We start from the raw sequence: 18,852 nt of genomic DNA on the forward strand, positions 1-18,852 counted from the left end.
CTCGTCCTATGCGTCCAGTCCCGCCAAACAGCGCATGCGGCAGACGTTCTCGTCGTAACTCTGCACAAAGATGCTGCCGATCTCGGTGAGCAACTCCCTCGCCAGGAGCAGGTCAGGTCTTCGTCCCTGCCGTCCTTCACGTCGCGCTTGTTGACGAAGGGTTGGAAGTTGGAGCCGTACTTGATGCCGTAGGGCGGGTCAATGTAAATCATCTGCACCTTGCCGGCCATGCCCTCTTTCTCCAGCAGCGAGTTCATCACCAGGAGCGAATCGCCGGCGATAAGACGGTTACTCCAGCCGTGCTTGTGCCGGTAGAACTCCACCGCCTCGCGCAGGGGTTCTGCGCGCTCGGCCGCGAAAAGCCCCAGTTGGATCGTCTGAGGCTGGCCGTTCTTCTTGCGCACCGCCTCGATAATGGTGCGCGGGTCGATGCGCTCGTGGACGTGGAGCGAGACGGTCGGGACTTCAAAGGAGGTGTGTTCCGCCTTGCCGGCCCACACCAGTTGCGGGTCGAGGTGCGGGTCGTAGGCGTAGCGCTTCTTCTTCTCGCCCGCGTCGGGGTCAGTTTCGGGCGTCACCAGGCCGGCGGGCGGGTTGTTGACCCGCGTCTTATTGCGGTGCTCATAGGACTCGATCGGGCGTTTGGTCTCGGTCTTCTTCTTTCCTGCCATACCATGCTTCCTGTCGCTTTCGTCGTGCGTTGATTCGGGAGGCGAACGGTCGGGTTCAGCCGCCTTAACTAGACTCTGGTGAATACCGATAATTTAGCTTACAGTCGGGTGCAGTGATTTGTTATCTCTCATTACATGAATTCACCAGCCTTGATCTAAACATCATCCCCTGGTCGTCTTAGAGCAATTAAAAAAGGATTAGCCTGTTTAATCTCATGTTTGGGGTATTGTTTTCTAGCATTTGCCTCAGCCTCTATCCATTGAGGATGCCAATCGTTCCACAAGGGATGGCGTATAATCCGAATCTCCCTTCTGGTTCCCTGATTTTTCACAAAACCAGTCAAATTGGCAAACTGAGTAGGACCGTCATAACCAAGGCGTTGAAAAGTTGAAGAGATGGCACCAACCACTAATCGCGGCTTGACCTACCGACAAGAGATGCGAATGGGTTACTTCGTTCCAAGGGATGATTTGTTTGGGGGGTTAGAGGGGGACTATCCGCCGGGTTTTGGAGATGCGTCTGATGGTCTAAGCCAAAGATGAGCGTCTTGCCGCTTCCCGTCGCCATGTTGAAGAGCAAGTGCAAGGGGGACGCTTTGTTGGGAAAGTCGTTTTTGTAGCAGTGGAAAAAGCACGCAAAGGCTTCTATCTGATATGGGCGCAGTTCGTATTTTGGGTTCAGGTTTTGCGCGACACTATCAGGGACTTCCTTTTGAGAAAGCGTATCGAGTTGTTCGTAGAGGAGCTGTTTGGGCATAGGGTTACTCCACCTCCTTCAACGCGCGTTCCAACAGGTCGCTTGCCCACTTCCACAGTGAAACATGGCCCACCTAAACAGCTCTGTGGGGCTAGAAAAGCTATCCTAGTCACCCTGCTATGCCTGATTGGACAGGCTCGGTTTTTTCGCGATCTAGCTTTTTAGCGTATCTCGTATGAGATTAAATATCTCATCAAAAGCCTTATTACAAGTCCAAATATCTCATTTAAGAGAAAACTCACGACAAGTTGCAAATACACCCGCTCTCGCAGGGATGGGAGCTTTCGTTTCGAGGTTAAGACTTGCTAAAGTCATGACCTTACGGCAAAACTGTGCTATAAATTGAGAATTATCTGCAACAAGCTGCTTTCAAAAGGTTGTTAAATGCAATATGTCATCACCATCATGGGCGCCTTTTACCTACATTGCCGACCCGCATCTTCAAAGGCAGCGTCGGAGAAGAGGCATGTCTAAACTGATTTCCCTTGCGGAAGCCAAGGTGGGCGATCGCTACACCATTGCGAAATTAATGTGCAGTAATACCCAACAACTCCTAGGGATGGGTTTGGCACCGGGGGCGGTCATTCGTATTTTGAATCGGAGTGATAGGGGGTCAGTGATGATAGGTCTTGATTCCCAGCGATTTTGTCTTAACCACGAGCTAGCCCAAAACATTTTGCTCAAGACGCCAGAACTTCCAGGGGTGAACCTGCGCACTGCTCCGGTGGGTACTCGCCTGCGCATTACCGGTTATGCTCCCGCTCACCCTGGCTACAAACGCAAACTATTAGCAATGGGCTTAACCCCCGGCACCGAAGTGGAGGTGATTCGCCATGCTCCCTTGGGTGATCCCATAGACATTAAAGTGCGAGGCTTTCATTTGACCTTGCGCAGGGATGAAGCCGATGCCCTTCAGGTGTCTCCCCTTTAGGTAAGGAATGTTCTATGGCAGCAACAGTGGTTCTAATCGGCAACCCAAATTGTGGTAAGACAACCATTTTTAATGGCCTCACAGGGGCCAACCAGCGGGTGGGGAATTGGCCGGGAGTAACTGTTGAGCGGAAGGAGGGTTCCTATTGGGATCGCGACCTCACCGTAACGGTGGTGGATTTGCCGGGGGTCTATGCCCTAGATGCTGAGGAGAGCGGCTTAGATGAGCAGATTGCCCGCAAGTTTCTATTGGCGCGCGAGTATGATTTGGTCGTCAATATCCTGGATGCGGCGAACTTGGAGCGCAACTTTTACTTGACTTCACAGCTGCTCGATCTAGGGGTACCGCTCCTCCTTCTCCTCAATATGATGGATGTGGCCCGTGCCGCAAGAATCCACATTCATACAGAGACGCTGAGCCAACGTTTAAGCCTTCCTGTTTTGCCCTTTTGTGCCAAACAAAAACAGTATTTTGAGCAACTGCGGCAAGAAATTCGCACTGCCTTGAAAGCTCCCCCCCTGTCCCCAGTGAGTATTCCCCAACCTCCCGTCCTTGAGGAGGCCATAGCCGATCTGCTGACCCAAGGTGCTCAAAATCGGATGCAAGCCTTGGTTTGGCTGCAATATGCCGAATCCGTTTCTCAAGAGGTGGTTCCCCCCTTGCGCCGATGGCGACAGCGGATTCACCAGATCCTAGGGGAAGATATTGATCTCATCATTGCCAATAGTCGCTATTGCTGGATTCAGAACCTGATGGCCGACGTTCTTGAGCAGCGCGATCGCCTGACAACCACTGTCTCGGATCGCATTGACCGCATTGTCCTCAACCGTTGGCTCGGCATTCCGATTTTCTTGGCCGTCATGTACTTGGTGTTCCTCATCTCAATTAACGTGGGGGGTGCCTTTATTGACTTCTTTGATATTGGCTTGGGCACATTGGTTGTGGGCTGGCCAACGCAGATCCTTGAAACTCTGAATGCCCCCGGTTGGCTGATTGGTCTTTTGGCCGAAGGGGTGGGGGGTGGGCTCCAAACAACGGCAACATTTATTCCCCAAATTGGTTTACTTTTTATTTTTCTGACGCTGCTTGAAGACTCTGGGTATCTGGCACGGGCGGCCTTTGTCATGGATCGACTGATGCGCTGGATGGGCTTGCCGGGTAAATCCTTTTTGCCGATGATGATTTCCTTTGGCTGTAATATCCCCGGCATTATGGCTACTCGCACCCTCGAAAATCGGCGCGATCGCCTGATGACGATCCTGATGAATCCCTTTATGTCCTGCGGTGCTCGCCTACCGGTCTATGCCCTATTTGTGGCGGCTTTTTTCCCGCGCAACGGTCAAAACCTAGTTTTTTTACTCTACATGTTGGGAATTGCAGCTGCCATCTTTACGGGTTTCTTGATGAAGCACACCCTTTTTCAGGGGGAGATTGCGCCTTTTGTCATGGAATTGCCCCCCTACCATCTGCCCACGTTTCAGGGAGTACTCCTGCGGGCTTGGGAGCGGCTGAAGACCTTTATTGTGCGGGCAGGCAAGATGATTGTTATTCTTGTTGTCATCCTTGGGCTGCTCAACTCCGTGGGCACCGATGGCCGCTTTGGCCAAAAAGATAGTAGCCAGTCAATTTTGAGTGCCTTTAGTCGCCGGATTACTCCCATCTTTTCGCCCATGGGAATTCAGGCCAACAACTGGCCGGCAACGGTAGGACTCTTTACAGGCATCTTTGCCAAGGAAGTAATGGTTGGAACAATGGATGCCCTCTATACCGATTTAGCCCGCCAAGAGACCCAAGGGGTTGAGGATGAACCGGAAGAACCTTTTTCAGTCTGGGCAGGATTGCAGGAGGCAGTGTTAAGCATTCCCCAAAATCTCAGTGAGATTGGGCAGCAAATGCTGGATCCCTTGGGATTGAAGGTGCTGCAGAACGTTGATAACCCCGAGGCAGCCGCTGAAGTCCAGCAGGTGCACTACACCACCTTTGGGCAAATGGCCAAGCGCTTCGGTACACCCACGGCGGCCATTGCTTTTCTATTGTTTGTGTTGCTCTACTTTCCCTGTGTGTCCGCCACTGCTGCCGTCTATCGGGAAACGAATTTGGGCTGGACAGTTTTTGTTGCGGCTTGGACCACAGGCTTGGCTTATTGGGTGGCCACGGCCTACTACCAACTCATGACATTTGCAGCCCATCCGCTGTTCTCATTCCTGTGGTTATTGGGTTTAGGGGTGGTGATGGGGATGGTGATCATGGGCTTGAAATACTGGGGCGATCGCCAGCGGTTTTCTACCCTAGGGAGGGAGTGATCGTGCTCTTGCAACTCCAGGACTATATCAAGAACCGTCAAATTGTGTCTTTGCGGGAATTGGCGACCCATTTTCGGGCACCGCCGGCAGCAATTGAACCCATTTTGGAGCAGCTCATCCGCAAAGGCCGGGTGCAAAAAGTAGCCCCTGGCCACTGTGGCAGTTGTAACCAATGCAGCCCGGAGACCTTTGAACTTTACCAATGGAGAATCAGCAATGCTATCCGAAGCAATGACAAATCGGCTCAATGAACAGATCAACCTTGAAATCTACTCAGCGCATCTCTACTTGCAAATGAGTTCTTGGTGTGCCCACAAAGCTCTCGAAGGCTGTGCGACATTCCTCAGTCAGCATGCCGACGAAGAGATGGCTCACATGCGACGCCTGTTGAATTACATGCACGAAACCGGGGCTTTGGCCATTCTAGGGGGTATGGAAGCGCCTCCGCACACCTTTCAGTCTCTCAAGGAGATGTTCAGCAAAGTCTATGAGCATGAACAGTTCGTGACCCGCAAAATCAATGAGCTAGTACACTTGGCAGATACGGAACCTGACTATGCAACATTGCAATTCTTGCAGTGGTACGTTGCTGAACAACACCAAGAGGAATTTTTATTCAAGAGCATCCTCGACAAAATTGAACTGATTGGCACAGAGGGGCAGGGACTCTTCTTTATTGACCAAGAAATTGGCAAGCTTGCCGCAGCCAAGTCGCCCAGTAACCCTAAAATGTAGTTGACGCCCGTTGCCCGAAAAGTTAGGTGTCGCTTGAGAAAGTGTCATAGGACGCTCTACAGGTCTTTGAAAACCTAAAGTATGGTTTAGTTAGTGAGGAGTGATTCGCAAACGGAAGTCCTGGGGTCGAAACACGGCAAGACTCCCAGGGCTTTTTATTTGGGTTTGAAGCAGATACATTAAAAGTATGCCGTTGCGAATTTCTGGCCAGCGATCGCTCAAAACACTTCCCGGCCACAGCACTCGACCCACAAGGGCAAAGGTTCGCCAGGCAATTTTTAACATCTGGCAAGGCCGCTTGGAAGGCTGTTATTGGCTTGATTTGTGCGCCGGTACGGGCGCAATGGGAGCAGAAGCTCTTGTTCGCGGTGCTCAATGGGTGGTGGGGATTGAGCAATCTCCCCAAGCCTGTCAAGCCATTCGGCAAAACTGGTCAGCCTTGGCTCAACCCCATCAGCACACCCTCCTCTTGCGGGGGGATGTCCGCCAGAAACTCCTCCAACTCCCTGTGCCGCAATTTGACTTTATCTACTTTGATCCCCCCTACAAGAGCGATCTATATCTCCCCGTTCTGCGGTTACTTTGGCAACAAGGGTGTCTGAGGCCAACGGGGGAAATTGCCGTTGAGTGTCACACCAAAAACCCACCGGATTTAGAGGCCATTCTAGCGATCGGCTGGCAACAGCAGCGAATTAAAATCTATGGCAGTACAACGGTGCTCTTCTTTTGTGGCCACTGAATTTGACGTTTACGCGGCAATTTCATCCTTCCGAAATTGGGAATATTCACTCGGCAGTTTGGCGGTTGCAGGAGGCCCTGCACGCGCGGTACAGTGTCCATAAATCCTGCAGCGGGCTAGGGAGTGCGTCTGGCCAAGAGCCTGTTATCTAGCGAATCAATTCCTTTACGCCATCAACGGCCAAGGAGGGAGTTGGATTGCTGGGTGCCCCGCCCGTTCTCCCAAGGTCTCGCCAGTGGTTCCTCAACAGGGATTTTCTATGCAAACTCGCCCCCTCGGTCGCACGGAGATTCAAATTACGCCGCTCATTCTTGGCACTTGGCAAGCTGGTAAACGTTGGTGGGTCGGCATTGAAGATGAGGAGTCCATTCGCACGATTCGCGCAGCGGTGGAAGCGGGGATGACCACCATTGATACGGCGGAGGTTTATGGGGAGGGTCACTCAGAGCGGATAATAGCCGCAGCCGTAGGAGATCTGCGCGATCGCTGTGTCTATGCAACGAAGGTGTTTGCCAACCATTTGCGCTACAAAGAAGTCATTGCCGCCTGCGAGCGATCGCTCCGTAACCTTAACACCGACTACATTGACCTGTATCAAATTCACTGGCCGGCGGGTTCCTTTGGTTCAGAGGTTGTGCCCATTGAGGAAACCATGCAGGCGATGGTGGAGTTGAAAGTTGCCGGCAAAATCCGTGCCATTGGGGTCTCCAACTTCTCCCGTGCCCAACTGGCTGAGGCAATGCAGTACGGGCGCATTGACAGTGTCCAGCCTCCCTATTCCCTCTTCTGGCGTTGGGCAGAAACAGAGTTAATTCCCTTTTGCATTGAGCACGACATTACCATTTTGGCCTACTCCCCCCTAGCCCAAGGATTACTCACGGGTCGCTTTGGGCCTGACCATCGGTTCGATCCTGAGGATAACCGCGCCAAAAACCAGCTCTTTCAAGGGGAAACCTATGCCCGTGCCCTCGAGGCCATTGAACTCATGAAACCCATTGCCACCAGCTTGGGGACAACGGTGGGGAATCTGGCGCTGGCCTGGGTCTTGCATCAACCGCAAACCTGTGCCATTGTTGGCGCCCGCCATCCAGAGCAGGTGTTAGAAAACATCAAAGCGGCTGACCTGCACTTGGATGAGTCTATTTTGGCTATGCTGGATGAGATTAGCCAGCCGGTCATCGCCACTCTTGATCCCAAGAATCCAGTAATGTGGAAGTGGTAGTTCAGATTCACCAGCCTCTCTATGGAACTCCTCGTTCTTGGTGGAATTGTTCTCTACTTCTTTATTGCCCTGCGCTTTTGGCAAGGATTTCACCGCACGTACTACACCCAATCGCGCTTTGTTCTCAGCGTGCTGTGGCTACCGCTGCTTATGAATAAGTCCTATCGCGAAAACTTCCGTCGCGCGTTACTGGGCTAGGTGGAAGGAGCAATTTGGCTGATTGGCGGCACCCATGAGAGTCGTTGGATTGCGGATTTAATCCTATCCCAAGGGTTTCCCTGCTGGGTAAGTGTGACCACATCAGCCGCCTCTGGTCTCTATCCAGCCCATCCGTTGCTCACATGCCATGTCGAGCGCTTGACCTCTAACCGCGCCCGCGAGTTAATTCAACAACACGCCATTCGCGGGATTGTGGATGCTTCCCATCCCTTTGCAGCGGAGATCTCTGCCCTTGCCATGCAGCTTAGCCAAGAGCTGGAGCTACCTTACCTGCGCTTTGAACGCCCCAATTTACCCCCAGCAACGGGTATTTATACAGATTTACCTACGCTACTGCAAAGTAATCTCTTGGTGGGGGAGCGAGTGTTGTTGACGGTGGGGGTAAAACAGTTGGCGGCCTTTGCTCTCCTCCAGCGTCAGGCAACGCTCTTTGCACGCATCTTGCCCACAGTCACTGCCCTAGAAGCCGCCTTAGGGGCTGGGTTCGATCGCCGGCGCTTAATTGCCATTTTCCCGCCTGTATCCCTTGAGCTAGAGCGCGCTCTTTGGCAACAGTGGCAGATTACCGCGGTGGTGACCAAGGCGTCGGGCAACGAGAGTGAGCAGATCAAGCAGACCCTTGCCCGTGAGTTGGGGGTCAAACTGATTACCCTACAGCGGCCGCCGCTGAGTTATCCGCGCCAAACCAGCGATCGCGCCGGTGTCGAGGCCTTTTTGCAGGAGTTAGCCCCCCCTAGACAAAGCGATCCGTGACCGCCCCCAGGCTACTAGAAGAGACGAGTTTGGCATACTTTGCTAAAACGCCACGGGTATAGCGCGGTGCCGGCGGCTGCCACTTGGCGCGGCGTGCGGCCAGTTCTTCCTCGCTGACATTCAATTGCAGGAGTCGCTGATGGGCATCAATGGTAATGGAGTCTCCCTCCTCCACAAGGGCAATTGTTCCCCCCACCGCAGCTTCCGGCGCAACGTGACCCACCACCATACCATAGGTCCCGCCGGAGAACCGACCATCGGTAATGAGGCCAACGCTATCCCCTAAACCGGCACCGATAAGGGCAGAGGTGGGAGCCAGCATTTCCCGCATCCCTGGACCGCCAACGGGGCCTTCATAGCGAATGACAATGACATCACCGGGGTTGATCTTGCCGGCAAGAATTGCTTCTAAACAGGCTTCCTCGGAGTCAAAGACGCGGGCAGGCCCGGTGATCTGGGGATGTTTTACGCCGGAGAGCTTGGCAACTGCCCCTTCAGTGGCTAAATTCCCCTTGAGAATAGTCAAGTGGCCGGTGGCGTAAAGAGGCTGGTCAAAGGGACGAATCACCTCTTGGTTGGGGTCGGGGGTATCGGGCACATCGCGCAGCCGCTCGGCAATGGTTTCGCCTGTAATCGTCAGGCAATCGCCGTGGAGTAGGCCGGCATTGAGGAGCATTTTCATGACTTGGGGAATGCCGCCCGCCCGATGCAGATCGGTGGTAACGTATTGCCCTGAGGGTTTGAGGTCGCAGAGGACAGGCACCCGTTGGCGAATGGTTTCAAAGTCATCAATGGTCAACGGTACCTCGGCACTGTGGGCGATCGCCAGAAAGTGCAGCACTGCATTTGTCGAGCCACCGATCGCCATGATCACGCTGAGCGCATTTTCAATGGATTGGCGGGTGATAATATCGCGGGGACGGATATTTTTGCGGATGGCTTCCACGAGCACTTTGCCCGCCAGCTCCGTGCTGTCTGCCTTTTCGGCATCCTCCGCCGCCATGGTTGAGGAATACATCAAGCTCATACCCATGGCTTCAAAGGCCGAGGACATTGTATTGGCTGTAAACATACCACCACAGGAACCTGCCCCTGGACAGGCATGGTGTTCAATGGCATGGAGCGTGGCTTCATCCATTTTGCCGGCACTAAACTGACCCACAGCTTCAAAAGCACTGACAACGGTAAGGTCTTGCCCCTGCCAGTGACCGGGCTTAATTGTGCCCCCATAGACAAAAATGGCGGGAATGTTCATCCGTGCCATGGCAATCATTGCCCCGGGCATGTTTTTATCGCAGCCGCCGATCGCCAACACCCCATCCATACTTTGGGCATTACAGGCAGTCTCAATCGAATCGGCAATCACATCCCGCGAAACGAGGGAGTATTTCATCCCTTCGGTGCCCATGGAAATACCATCGCTGACGGTAATTGTGCCAAACAACTGGGGCATCCCCCCTGCGGCGCGAATGCCCGCTTCGGCACGACTGGCTAAGGTAGCAATCCCCATATTGCAAGGGGTAATGGTGCTGTAGGCACTGGCCACCCCAACAATCGGCTTGTTAAAATCCTCATCGCCAAAGCCCACGGCTCGCAGCATGGCTCGGTTGGGGGTGCGTTGAATGCCTTCGGTAATGATGCGACTGCGCCAGTTGTCTGCCATAGTGTTCTCGCGATCGGCCTAAACATTAATAAAACATCTCTTTATTTTCCCCCACCTGTGGGCGATCGCTCTAGGGGGCTAGCCAAATAAAACATCAAAGCAGTTAATAATCCAAGACCGGAAAGATACTTGACACTGTTGGGAATCAGGGGATTCGGTGACCAAAAGCCCTCAATTATACCCGCAATCACTAGGAGCGGCACGATCCCAAACATCAGTTGCGCGGCTAGAGTCCCATTGCGCTTCAAGGCGCTAAGGCGACGGTATCGCCCCGGCAAGAGAATCGCCTGCCCCAGCAACAGACCTGCCGCCCCCGCTAGAAAAATGGCGGGCAACTCTAAAGCACCATGGGGACTGACAAAAGCCCAAAAGGGATACTCTAGGTTGTTTTGCGCCACAAGGGCAGCGATCGCCCCCATGTGCAAACCATTGTTCCAGAGGATATAGAGGGTTCCCAGCCCCCCTAGAATTCCCCCCGCCAACATTGCAAAGGCCACACTCAGGTTATTGGTCATGATGGCACTAGAAGCCAAGGGTTCAACCCCCACAATTGACCCCATCCACAGCTTCCCCTCCTTTTCCACCAAGGACAGAATGTCCGAGGGCACCACCAGTTCCAAAAACTGGCGATCGCGCCACGCATACCACCAAGCGATCGCAGCAGCTCCAAGAAAGACCCCCAAGGCAAAGGCCGTATAGCCCCACGTTTGCTGAACAACCGCTGGGAAGCCCCGCTGGAAAAACCCCCAGACCCTGCGCCAATCTTGGGAGCGCCGCCCCTGATAGATTTGGCTGTAGCCCCGCAACGTCAACCCCTGCAAATAGTTGACAAGACTACTGCCCAGGCGGCGCGTTTTTGCCCGTGCCAAGTCCGCACTGACCACGCGGTACAACTGACTGAGGCGGCAAATCTCCGTTGCCGATAGCCCCTGAATCCCCGCCGTCTCAGCACGGTTGAGGAGTTGCTCGAACTCAAGCCACTGCGGCTCCTGCCGTATCAACCAGCGTTCAACATTCATGATCCATTGATTCCTCTTGAATCGCCCCCAAAAAGGACTCTAGGCGTTTGCGAGGAATGTAGGGCCAGCCGCCATTGGTTTCAATATCCCGCAGCAGTTTATAGAGCGCTTGGCGATTGGTGGGCAACGCTGCCTGAAACTGATTGTCACAAATTTCGCGGTGCAATTGCTCCAAAAGACGCAGCAGTGCCAGTAGGTCATGGACATTCCCGTTGGCTTGGTCAGCCGCCATGCGGATACGTTCCGCAAGGGCACTGAGGTCGGTTGGACTTAAATGCGATGGCGAGGAAATCATCTTTTTCTATAGAGCTTTTTGAATTGGGAATAAGGATTTTCTAGCACAGTTGCTAGGATGGCAACACGACTAGAGGAAGAGGTTTTGTGACAATGCTTCGGACATCTGTTGCCCTTGGGGGGCAGCAACGTTGAGCCTAGGTTGGGCGATCGCCCCCTCTGTCTTGGCAGAAATGGAAGTGGCTCGCGTGTACACCGTAGATATGCACTCCCGTCGCTTCTATAGGAATAGGAACGGCATTACCCAAGTGGATTTTAGCCTCTCGACCCGTGGAGACGATTACCGGCATCGGGCAACTGCCTCTTGTAATCCCTACAACGTTTGAGTCCTGCGGTTGGGATTGGACGGCAACCAAAAGCTATCCCCCCTCCGATAGCAGGGGATATTGCCCGTGCGGTCTGCCGTCGTTAGCCTGCCGTTGCGCCAATACCCCGTGCGAGGTCAGCGGGAGCAAAGACCCCTAGCTCAGTGATAATGCCGCTAATTAAATGGGCAGGGGTGACATCAAAGGCAGGATTGTAAAAATCCACCCCAGCCGGCGTAATGCGGCTAAACCCCACCTGATAGATTTCTTGGGGGTGTCGCTCTTCAATGGGAATTTCCGCCCCAGTGGCAATTTTGGTGTCAATGGTAGAAAGGGGTGCCGCGACAAAGAAGGGAATGTTGTGGGCTTTGGCGGCAAGGGCAACGCTATAGGTGCCAATTTTGTTAGCAGTGTCCCCATTTAGGGCAATGCGATCGGCACCCACCACCACCGCATCAATCATCCCCCGCTGCATACAGTGCGCCGCCATCGTATCGGCAAGCAGGGTGACGGGAATGCCCTCCTGCACACATTCCCAAGCAGTTAATTTCGCCCCCTGCAGGCGAGGACGAGTTTCATCGGCATAGAGCCGCTCTAAGCGACCCGCTGCCCAAGCCGCACGCACTACCCCTAACGCTGTTCCATAGCCTGCTGTCGCTAGGGCACCGGCATTGCAGTGGGTGAGCAGGCGCAACTTCTCGGGCGTTTTCGGCAGAACCCTGAGGCCGTTTTCGCCAATGGCTTGACAGGTTTGCACATCTTCACGGGCAATGCTTTGGGCGGTTTCAAGAAGGTGCTGCTGCAATTCCTCCAAAGTGGCTGTGGGTTGCTGGGCTGCCCTTAGCATCCGATCAATCGCCCAAAATAAATTCACTGCGGTGGGACGTGTTTGGCGCAATTCCGAGGCGACCTTCTCAAGGTGAACCAAGAACCCCTCGCGATCGCTCCCTTTGTACTCTCTTGCGCCCAAAACCATGCCAAAGGCCGCGGCCACACCGATCGCCGGCGCACCCCGTACAACCATTGTCCGAATGGCAGTGGCCATCTCCGCAACGGTGGTGATGTCCTTAAGTTCATACTGTTCTGGCAAGCGGGTTTGATCAATTAACTGCACGCGATCGCCCGCCCACACCACAGGAAAGATAGTTCCGCTATTTGCTGTGACAGCCACACCAGCCTCCATATCCAATTAGCGCCTAAAATGGATGCCCCATCACTGCTGAGGGGGTAAACTTACTTTAACCGTTCAAGCTCAATCTCTAGGCAAAAGTCAGTTCACCATTGACCTCTAGACGGGTAAATTGGTTGGGAATCAAAAACTGCTCCCCCAAGGTCTCCGCCACACTGGGGGTAATCCAGCCCAGTTGCTTCAACAGTTGAATGGCAACGGCATATTTGGCACGCTTAGCGCCATCGCTGACTTTAATCGCTAATCCCATGCCTTCCCCCACGCGCGCTATGCATTGAATTCCCTCAGCCCCAGACTTACTGAGGATTTCCCCCTCCGTGAGGCGCATCAACTCACTATCAAAGGCGCCGGGGCCGGCCACAAAATCAGGGTGGTGGGTCATGGCACGCACAACGCGCTCCATTGCCCAGTCATTGCCAGAGGCCAGTTGGCCGTAAAGGGTGGCCATCTGCACCAGTTGCATCAAGTACGTGGGCGCCCCACAGTCGTCGTGGGCACAGATAAATTCTGCGGCGGGCATCCTTAGCAGTTCCGCCACCTTGGAAAGGATCAGGGTCTGCACCGGGTGATTTTTGTGCAGATAGCTGGCCAACGGCCAATTGCGCTGTTGACAAACCGCTAGCATTCCTGCGTGTTTCCCCGAACAGTTGTGCTGGAGTGCCCCTTGGCGGCCGGCAGGAACGGGACATTGCAACGCCGTGGGATCGACATCAGCCCGCCAGAGAATGTTAAAGACTTGGCGGACTTGCTCAATACGGCCCTGGTGGGAACTACAGATAATGGCAAGGTCGCGATCGCTTAAATCAAACCGTTCCATCGTTCCTGTGGTGGTCACTGCCAAGGCTTGAAAGGGCTTGAGGGCAGAGCGGACAAAAGCAGCGGTTTCTACATTTCCTGCAAGGGCAAGGATGCGACCCCGGGCATCACAGACAACGGCATGGACATGGTGGCGCGACTCAACAATCCCTTCCCGCAGTAAACAAACCTCGAGGGTAGGGGCTTGGGTGCGTTTGGACATAGGTTCAGTCATGCGGGTAAATGGGCAACAATCTCAGCAGCAGCTACAGGAGTGCCCAGACAAGGGCAAGTCCCACAGAAAAGATCCCTAGCGCCAAAAGGGTCACCTGTAGCCGTTGCAAAATCGGGCGCAACTCGTAGGTATAAATTAGGCGATCTTGGGCTAATTCAGCTTCAGGCTTTTGCCATTCTTGACCGTCATACCAGCCGGTTTCTTCATAAACAACGGTGGGACGTTGCAGGCGATCGCCCACGTAGGCCCAACCCAACACAAGGCGCAGAAGGATGAGTAGCAATAAGAAGTTTGCTCCTAGAGCACCGGCCAAAAGGGTGTGAAAAGGTGCCTCTTTCAAAGAAAAACTGGCGATCGCCACCGGTGCACTGACCAACCAAGCCATTCCCCACAGCAGTGCCAAACGCCGTCGAAAGCGCGGACGTGGCCAAGTTGACCATTCAAAAAACCAAGAGGCTTTGAGGTCACGATATTCGTTGATGGGTCGTTGATCTGCCGGGACGGGACAGAGAATCTGAGACACAGTGGCACAAGTTTAAGGACGCTGTTTCCAGCATACCAGTCTCCCTGAAATCGTGGATCGCCACAGGGTGCATGAAATTGGGCATCGCCCCTTACACTAGAGGATGGCACACTCCCCTGTGCCGAGTGGCACAAAACTTTTGCTGCTATATTAATTGTTGCCAAGGCGTTGCCACATGAATCATTCTTTAACTTCCTTGCGGCACTGTTGATGGAATGGCACCAGTCTGATGTTGCGCAATTGCGTGTAATTGACCAGTTGCTGGCGGGACACAACCTGAGTCCAGCACAATACGACATTGCGCGCCGCGTAATTTATGCTACAGGGGATTTAGAGTATCTCAATCTCATTACTTACTCAGAGCAGGCTCTGCAATCCGGTGTGGCTGCCCTCGCCGCCCACACCCCGATTGTGGTGGATGTCACGATGGTGCAGGTGGGCGTCCTCTCCTACACCCAAAACACCTTTGGCAATCCGATCTACTGCGGGGCAGAAACCTTCACCCGTCCGCAGCAGGAAAAGTCCCGCATTGCCTTTGGCATTGAAACCTTGGCGCGGCGTCATCCCACGGCCATTTTTGTCCTCAGTAGTGATCATTCGGCCCTAGAACCGTTACTGACCTTAGTGGAGGCTCAGGAGATTCGCCCCGCGTTAATTATTGACGCCGCTCCCAATTTTCTCTCCCCCATTTTGGAACGCCTGCAAAAGTCTTGGGTGCCCCACATTGCTATTAAGGGTTGCAAGGGGGGCGTCAGCGTTGCCACAGCAATTATGAACGGTTTACTGAAGTTGGCTTGGACAGCCTATGGTGACCCCCTGCCCTGAGCCGAGTGAGTGGCTCTGTGTTGGCCGAATTATCGGCGCCCATGGCCTGCGGGGGGAGGTCAAGGTCAAGCCCTTTAGCGATTTTCCCGAGCGCTTTACGGTAGCGGGTTCCCGTTGGTTGCGATCGCCCCGGCAGCCACAACCCTATGCTGTCACTCTTGTGCGCGGGCGATTTTTGCCCCGTGCCGAACAGTTCGTTGTTGCCTTTGCTGAAGTTAGCGATCGCACCGCAGCGGAGGCGCTTAAAGGTGCAGAAATTTTAGTGCCCGCGAGCGATCGCCCGCCCCTTGCAGCCAATGAATACCACCTCATGGACTTAATAGGACTGGCAGTGTATCACCAAGGGGAGCAGGTTGGCGAGGTGGTGGGTTTGGTCAATGCAGGGAATGACTTACTGGAAGTACGGTTACTCAACCCTGCCCCCAAAGCGCCCCCATTGGTTTATATTCCCTTTGTACCGGCCATTGTCCCGGTCATTGATCTAAGGGCACGACGCATTGAAATCGATCCGCCTTTGGGGTTGTTGCCCTGATCAATCCCTCCCAAAATCGTTAATAATAGGAATACTTCTACTTTTTTGGCCTCGACTTTTGAAATTGCTGTTGAATGAGTTGTCCCAACCTATTCCTTAAAACCCGTTAATTTCACCTTAACGGTAGTCCTTACCCACGCGATCGCCCTACCGTTTGTCCTTTCGTAGAGATTTCAGCGCCTTTGAGAGAGAGCATGAGCATTGGTAAAGTTCGCATTTATGACCTGTCTAAAGAACTCAACCTAGATAATCGAGATTTATTGGCGATCTGTGAACAGTTGGGGATTGCCTATAAAAGCCACAGCAGTACTATTTCCGAGGCCGATGCTGATCGCATTCGCGAAGCGGCCAAAACCTACCAACCCTCCAGCGCCTCCCCCCGTAAAACCTCAAAAACCCCTCCCCCGGTGAAAAAAGCCCCAGCCCCTCCCAAAACCCAGCAGATTGTTGCTGTGCACACCCAAACCCGCTCTGAGACGCCAGAAGCGCCCAAGCCTCAATTACAACAGCCCCCCGCTCGCCCCCAACCGCCGCAAGCGCCCACACGACCCACTCCCCCTGAACCCGTTGCCACGAAACCGGTGGAACCCGTGGCTCCCAAGCCCCCGACACCTCCGGCAAAACCCGAACCGACACCACCGCGTCCAGCACCGGCTTTAGTCCCCCCACCGGCTCGCCCCACCAAGAAGGCGGAAACAGTCGCTGCAGCTCCCCCGCCCCGCAAAGAGCTGAAGGAACCCCCCAAGAAAGAAAAGGGGGCGATCGCCCCTGCGAAACCCAACAGTCAAGACCGCATCGAAATTGTGCAGCGGGCAGCACCTGCGGCACCGGTCAAACCTCCGGAAATGGCGCCCAAGCCCTCAATGCCGCAGCTACAACCGCCCCCGGCAAAACCTGTTCCCCCAGTGCCGCGGGCAGCGAATTCACCGAAGCCTGTCCCCGAAACCGTTGAGGTTCTCGATGATAAGTCCGTAAGCAAAGTCATCAAAGACCGCCACCGTCACAAAGACTTTGATGAGGAGGAGAACAAACGGAAATCCTCCCGCGCGGCCAAGTTGCGTGAAGAACTCATTGATGAAGAGGAAGAACTGGAACTCACCAGCCGCTTGGTGGCGGTACCCCAAGTCACGGTGGATGTCAGTCAATCGCTGCAACGGCCACCCAAACCCAAGACCCCTCGTCCAGCTCGCCCTGTTACACCGGCGGCGAAAACTGAAAAAAGCAGCGAGAAAAAACAACCCCGCCAGCGCGATCGCCGTCAAGAAGAGCCAGCCGAAGCACCACCTCCCGATCACATTACAATTGAAGGCCCGATGTCCGTGCAGGAGTTGGCCACTTTAGTGCGTCGCCCCGAAGCGGAAATTATTAAAATTCTCTTCTTTAGGGGAATTGCCGCCACCATCAACCAAACCCTTGAGGTGGAAACAATTGAACTTGTGGCCAAGGAATTGGGAATCACTGTTGAGACCGCTCAGCAGAAAGCCGATGCCACAAAAGTATCGGAAATGCTGGAATCCAGCGATCTCGATCACCTGCAACGCCGCCCTCCAGTGGTCACCATCATGGGTCATGTGGATCATGGCAAAACCAGCCTTCTCGATGCGATTCGCAATGCCAAGGTTGCCGCAGGGGAAGCAGGTGGTATCACTCAGCATATTGGCGCCTACCACGTAGATGTCGAATACAACGGCGAAAAACATCAGGTGGTGTTTCTCGATACTCCCGGTCACGAAGCCTTTACCGCTATGCGGGCACGGGGGGCACGGGTTACCGACATTGCCGTTCTCGTGGTTGCTGCCGATGATGGAGTACAACCCCAAACCATTGAAGCCATTAGTCACGCCAAAGCAGCCAAAGTTCCGATCATTGTCGCCATTAACAAAATTGACAAAGACTCTGCCCAACCGGAGCGAGTCAAACAGGAACTCACTGAATATGGTCTGGTGCCCGAGGAGTGGGGCGGCGACACGATTATGGTGCCCGTCAGCGCCCTACAACGCCAAAATCTGGACACGCTCCTAGAAATGATCCTGCTAGTGGCGGAAGTGGAGGATCTCTACGCCAATCCCAATCGCCCCGCCAAAGGCACCGTCATTGAAGCCCACCTAGACCGGGCACGGGGACCTGTGGCCACATTGCTGGTACAAAATGGGACACTGCGGGTCGGTGATATTCTGGTGGCGGGTGCCTGTTTTGGCAAAGTCCGCGCCATGATTGACGATCGCGGGCAGCGGGTCGAGGCAGCAACCCCCTCCTTTGCCGTAGAAGTCCTAGGTCTGGCGGATGTGCCTGCTGCCGGGGATGAATTTGAAGTCCTCAGCGATGAAAAAGCCGCCCGTGCCCTTGCGGAAGAGCGAGCCGCCGCCCAACGGCAATCCCGCCTTGCCCAAGCCGCCGCTGCCCGCCGAGTCTCCCTCACCTCGTTGTCTAGCCAAGCGCGGGAAGGGGAACTCAAAGAACTCAACCTCATTCTCAAAGCCGACGTTCAAGGGTCTGTAGAAGCCATTTTGACAGCCCTCAACCAGCTCCCCCAAGATCAAGTGCAGTTGCGGGTTTTGCTGGCTGCCCCCGGCGAAATTACCGAAACCGATGTTGACCTTGCCGCCGCCAGTAGTGCCGTCATTATTGGCTTTAATACCACCCTTGCCTCAGGGGCACGCCAAGCGGCAGAACGATACAACGTTGATATTCGTGAATACAACATCATTTATAAGCTCCTCGATGATATTCAAGGGGCAATGGAAGGGCTACTGGAGCCTGAGCTGGTTGAAGAAGAGCTGGGTCAAGCAGAGGTACGGGCGATCTTCCCCCTCAGTAAGGGAATTGTTGCGGGCTGCTATGTGCTCAGTGGCAAGCTGGTACGCAACTGTAAAGTGCGGGTGCTGCGCCAGCAAAACGTCATTCACACGGGCATCTTGAGTTCCCTCAAACGCATGAAGGACGATGTCCGCGAAGTTGCCGCTGGCTACGAATGTGGCGTGCGTTTAGACGACTTTGAACTTTGGCAGGAAGGCGATATTATTTCTGCGTTCCAAACAGTAACTAAGCGTCGTAGTCTTGGCAGCAGTAGCGATAAAAACTAAACTGGGGCAGAGTTGATGAACCGATAACTCTAAATTCATGATTCATGGTCAACCTGATG

At 54.1% G+C, this 18,852-nt stretch carries 19 protein-coding genes and 1 pseudogene; 12 read left to right on the forward strand and 8 right to left on the reverse strand.

Features of this window, described 5'->3' with window-relative positions; genetic code table 11:
- Positions 1–24 precede the first annotated feature (24 nt).
- Positions 25–671, reverse strand: a pseudogene (locus Q0683_RS07920) (site-specific DNA-methyltransferase); the annotation flags it as partial.
- 409 nt (positions 672–1,080) lie between these two features.
- Complete coding sequence (locus Q0683_RS07925) at positions 1,081–1,428, reverse strand: DEAD/DEAH box helicase family protein (protein ID WP_298977171.1); 348 nt, start codon at positions 1,426–1,428, stop codon at positions 1,081–1,083.
- 466 nt (positions 1,429–1,894) lie between these two features.
- On the opposite strand from Q0683_RS07925, the gene Q0683_RS07930 reads away from it, so the two are divergent.
- From Q0683_RS07930 to Q0683_RS07965, 8 genes are all read left to right on the forward strand, one after another.
- Entirely contained in the window at positions 1,895–2,359 is a 465-nt protein-coding gene (locus Q0683_RS07930; protein WP_298977173.1) for a ferrous iron transport protein A, read from the forward strand.
- A gap of 14 nt (positions 2,360–2,373) precedes the next feature.
- On the forward strand, positions 2,374–4,662 hold the full coding sequence (gene feoB / locus Q0683_RS07935) for a Fe(2+) transporter permease subunit FeoB (RefSeq protein WP_298977175.1): 2,289 nt from the start codon (positions 2,374–2,376) through the stop codon (positions 4,660–4,662).
- 2 nt (positions 4,663–4,664) lie between these two features.
- Positions 4,665–4,913, forward strand: a complete 249-nt coding sequence (locus Q0683_RS07940; RefSeq protein ID WP_298977177.1) for a FeoC-like transcriptional regulator — start codon at positions 4,665–4,667, stop codon at positions 4,911–4,913.
- A complete protein-coding gene (ftnA, locus tag Q0683_RS07945; RefSeq protein WP_366142479.1) occupies positions 4,879–5,397 on the forward strand; it encodes a non-heme ferritin in 519 nt (172 codons plus the stop codon). The genes Q0683_RS07940 and ftnA overlap by 35 nt, the downstream gene beginning before the upstream one ends.
- A gap of 187 nt (positions 5,398–5,584) precedes the next feature.
- Positions 5,585–6,136, forward strand: a complete 552-nt coding sequence (gene rsmD, locus Q0683_RS07950; RefSeq protein WP_298617102.1) for a 16S rRNA (guanine(966)-N(2))-methyltransferase RsmD — start codon at positions 5,585–5,587, stop codon at positions 6,134–6,136.
- A 259-nt stretch (positions 6,137–6,395) separates the two neighbouring features.
- Entirely contained in the window at positions 6,396–7,358 is a 963-nt protein-coding gene (locus Q0683_RS07955) for an aldo/keto reductase (protein ID WP_298617104.1), read from the forward strand.
- Positions 7,359–7,379: 21 nt separating this feature from the next.
- Positions 7,380–7,556, forward strand: a complete 177-nt coding sequence (locus Q0683_RS07960) for a hypothetical protein (RefSeq protein ID WP_298617105.1) — start codon at positions 7,380–7,382, stop codon at positions 7,554–7,556.
- Positions 7,557–8,330 (forward strand): cobalt-precorrin-6A reductase, encoded by a 774-nt coding sequence (locus tag Q0683_RS07965; RefSeq protein WP_298617107.1) that lies wholly within the window; start codon positions 7,557–7,559, stop codon positions 8,328–8,330.
- Here the strand turns inward: Q0683_RS07965 and ilvD are convergent.
- The 3 genes from ilvD to Q0683_RS07980 are packed head-to-tail and all read right to left on the reverse strand — an operon-like array spanning position 8,311 to position 11,307.
- Positions 8,311–9,993 carry a dihydroxy-acid dehydratase gene (gene ilvD / locus Q0683_RS07970; RefSeq protein WP_298617108.1) on the reverse strand — a complete coding sequence of 561 codons (1,683 nt, stop codon included), beginning with the start codon at positions 9,991–9,993 and terminating at the stop codon, positions 8,311–8,313. The genes Q0683_RS07965 and ilvD overlap by 20 nt on opposite strands.
- A 41-nt stretch (positions 9,994–10,034) precedes the next feature.
- On the reverse strand, positions 10,035–11,012 hold the full coding sequence (locus Q0683_RS07975; protein WP_298617109.1) for a stage II sporulation protein M: 978 nt from the start codon (positions 11,010–11,012) through the stop codon (positions 10,035–10,037).
- The gene (locus Q0683_RS07980) at positions 11,002–11,307 is read right to left on the reverse strand and encodes a hypothetical protein (protein WP_298617110.1); all 306 of its coding nucleotides are present in this window, start codon (positions 11,305–11,307) and stop codon (positions 11,002–11,004) included. Before Q0683_RS07980 ends, Q0683_RS07975 begins: the two co-directional genes overlap by 11 nt.
- 130 nt (positions 11,308–11,437) lie before the next feature.
- On the opposite strand from Q0683_RS07980, the gene Q0683_RS07985 reads away from it, so the two are divergent.
- The gene (locus Q0683_RS07985; RefSeq protein WP_298617111.1) at positions 11,438–11,632 is read left to right on the forward strand and encodes a hypothetical protein; all 195 of its coding nucleotides are present in this window, start codon (positions 11,438–11,440) and stop codon (positions 11,630–11,632) included.
- Positions 11,633–11,714: 82 nt separating this feature from the next.
- On the opposite strand, the gene mtnA is transcribed toward Q0683_RS07985, so the two are convergent.
- From mtnA to Q0683_RS08000, 3 genes are all read right to left on the reverse strand, one after another.
- On the reverse strand, positions 11,715–12,782 hold the full coding sequence (gene mtnA, locus Q0683_RS07990) for an S-methyl-5-thioribose-1-phosphate isomerase (RefSeq protein ID WP_298977183.1): 1,068 nt from the start codon (positions 12,780–12,782) through the stop codon (positions 11,715–11,717).
- Positions 12,783–12,870: 88 nt separating this feature from the next.
- Positions 12,871–13,830: an asparaginase gene (locus Q0683_RS07995; RefSeq protein ID WP_366142480.1), complete on the reverse strand. Its 960-nt coding sequence runs from the start codon at positions 13,828–13,830 to the stop codon at positions 12,871–12,873.
- A gap of 31 nt (positions 13,831–13,861) precedes the next feature.
- Positions 13,862–14,353: a CGLD27 family protein gene (locus Q0683_RS08000; RefSeq protein WP_298613969.1), complete on the reverse strand. Its 492-nt coding sequence runs from the start codon at positions 14,351–14,353 to the stop codon at positions 13,862–13,864.
- Between the two features lie 210 nt (positions 14,354–14,563).
- On the opposite strand from Q0683_RS08000, the gene Q0683_RS08005 reads away from it, so the two are divergent.
- The 3 genes from Q0683_RS08005 to infB all read left to right on the forward strand — a co-directional run bounded on the left by Q0683_RS08005 (position 14,564) and on the right by infB (position 18,793).
- Complete coding sequence (locus Q0683_RS08005; RefSeq protein ID WP_298615861.1) at positions 14,564–15,178, forward strand: precorrin-8X methylmutase; 615 nt, start codon at positions 14,564–14,566, stop codon at positions 15,176–15,178.
- Positions 15,159–15,710 (forward strand): ribosome maturation factor RimM, encoded by a 552-nt coding sequence (gene rimM / locus Q0683_RS08010; protein WP_298615858.1) that lies wholly within the window; start codon positions 15,159–15,161, stop codon positions 15,708–15,710. Before Q0683_RS08005 ends, rimM begins: the two co-directional genes overlap by 20 nt.
- 194 nt (positions 15,711–15,904) lie before the next feature.
- Positions 15,905–18,793, forward strand: a complete 2,889-nt coding sequence (infB, locus tag Q0683_RS08015) for a translation initiation factor IF-2 (protein WP_298615856.1) — start codon at positions 15,905–15,907, stop codon at positions 18,791–18,793.
- The last annotated feature ends 59 nt before the right edge of the window (positions 18,794–18,852 follow it).

This window comes from uncultured Thermosynechococcus sp., from assembly GCF_938074695.1.
Taxonomy (GTDB): domain Bacteria; phylum Cyanobacteriota; class Cyanobacteriia; order Thermosynechococcales; family Thermosynechococcaceae; genus Thermosynechococcus.

Excerpts from the sequence above, each read along its gene's own strand:
- Q0683_RS07925 (WP_298977171.1), bottom strand. The coding sequence starts at position 1,428 with ATGCCCAAACAGCTCCTCTACGAACAACTCGATACGCTTTCTCAAAAG.
- Q0683_RS07930 (WP_298977173.1), top strand. The coding sequence starts at position 1,895 with ATGTCTAAACTGATTTCCCTTGCGGAAGCCAAGGTGGGCGATCGCTAC.
- feoB (WP_298977175.1), top strand. The coding sequence starts at position 2,374 with ATGGCAGCAACAGTGGTTCTAATCGGCAACCCAAATTGTGGTAAGACA.
- ftnA (WP_366142479.1), top strand. The coding sequence starts at position 4,879 with ATGCTATCCGAAGCAATGACAAATCGGCTCAATGAACAGATCAACCTT.
- rsmD (WP_298617102.1), top strand. The coding sequence starts at position 5,585 with ATGCCGTTGCGAATTTCTGGCCAGCGATCGCTCAAAACACTTCCCGGC.
- Q0683_RS07955 (WP_298617104.1), top strand. The coding sequence starts at position 6,396 with ATGCAAACTCGCCCCCTCGGTCGCACGGAGATTCAAATTACGCCGCTC.
- Q0683_RS07960 (WP_298617105.1), top strand. The coding sequence starts at position 7,380 with ATGGAACTCCTCGTTCTTGGTGGAATTGTTCTCTACTTCTTTATTGCC.
- ilvD (WP_298617108.1), bottom strand. The coding sequence starts at position 9,993 with ATGGCAGACAACTGGCGCAGTCGCATCATTACCGAAGGCATTCAACGC.
- Q0683_RS07975 (WP_298617109.1), bottom strand. The coding sequence starts at position 11,012 with ATGAATGTTGAACGCTGGTTGATACGGCAGGAGCCGCAGTGGCTTGAG.
- Q0683_RS07980 (WP_298617110.1), bottom strand. The coding sequence starts at position 11,307 with ATGATTTCCTCGCCATCGCATTTAAGTCCAACCGACCTCAGTGCCCTT.
- Q0683_RS07995 (WP_366142480.1), bottom strand. The coding sequence starts at position 13,830 with ATGACTGAACCTATGTCCAAACGCACCCAAGCCCCTACCCTCGAGGTT.
- Q0683_RS08005 (WP_298615861.1), top strand. The coding sequence starts at position 14,564 with ATGGAATGGCACCAGTCTGATGTTGCGCAATTGCGTGTAATTGACCAG.
- rimM (WP_298615858.1), top strand. The coding sequence starts at position 15,159 with ATGGTGACCCCCTGCCCTGAGCCGAGTGAGTGGCTCTGTGTTGGCCGA.
- infB (WP_298615856.1), top strand. The coding sequence starts at position 15,905 with ATGAGCATTGGTAAAGTTCGCATTTATGACCTGTCTAAAGAACTCAAC.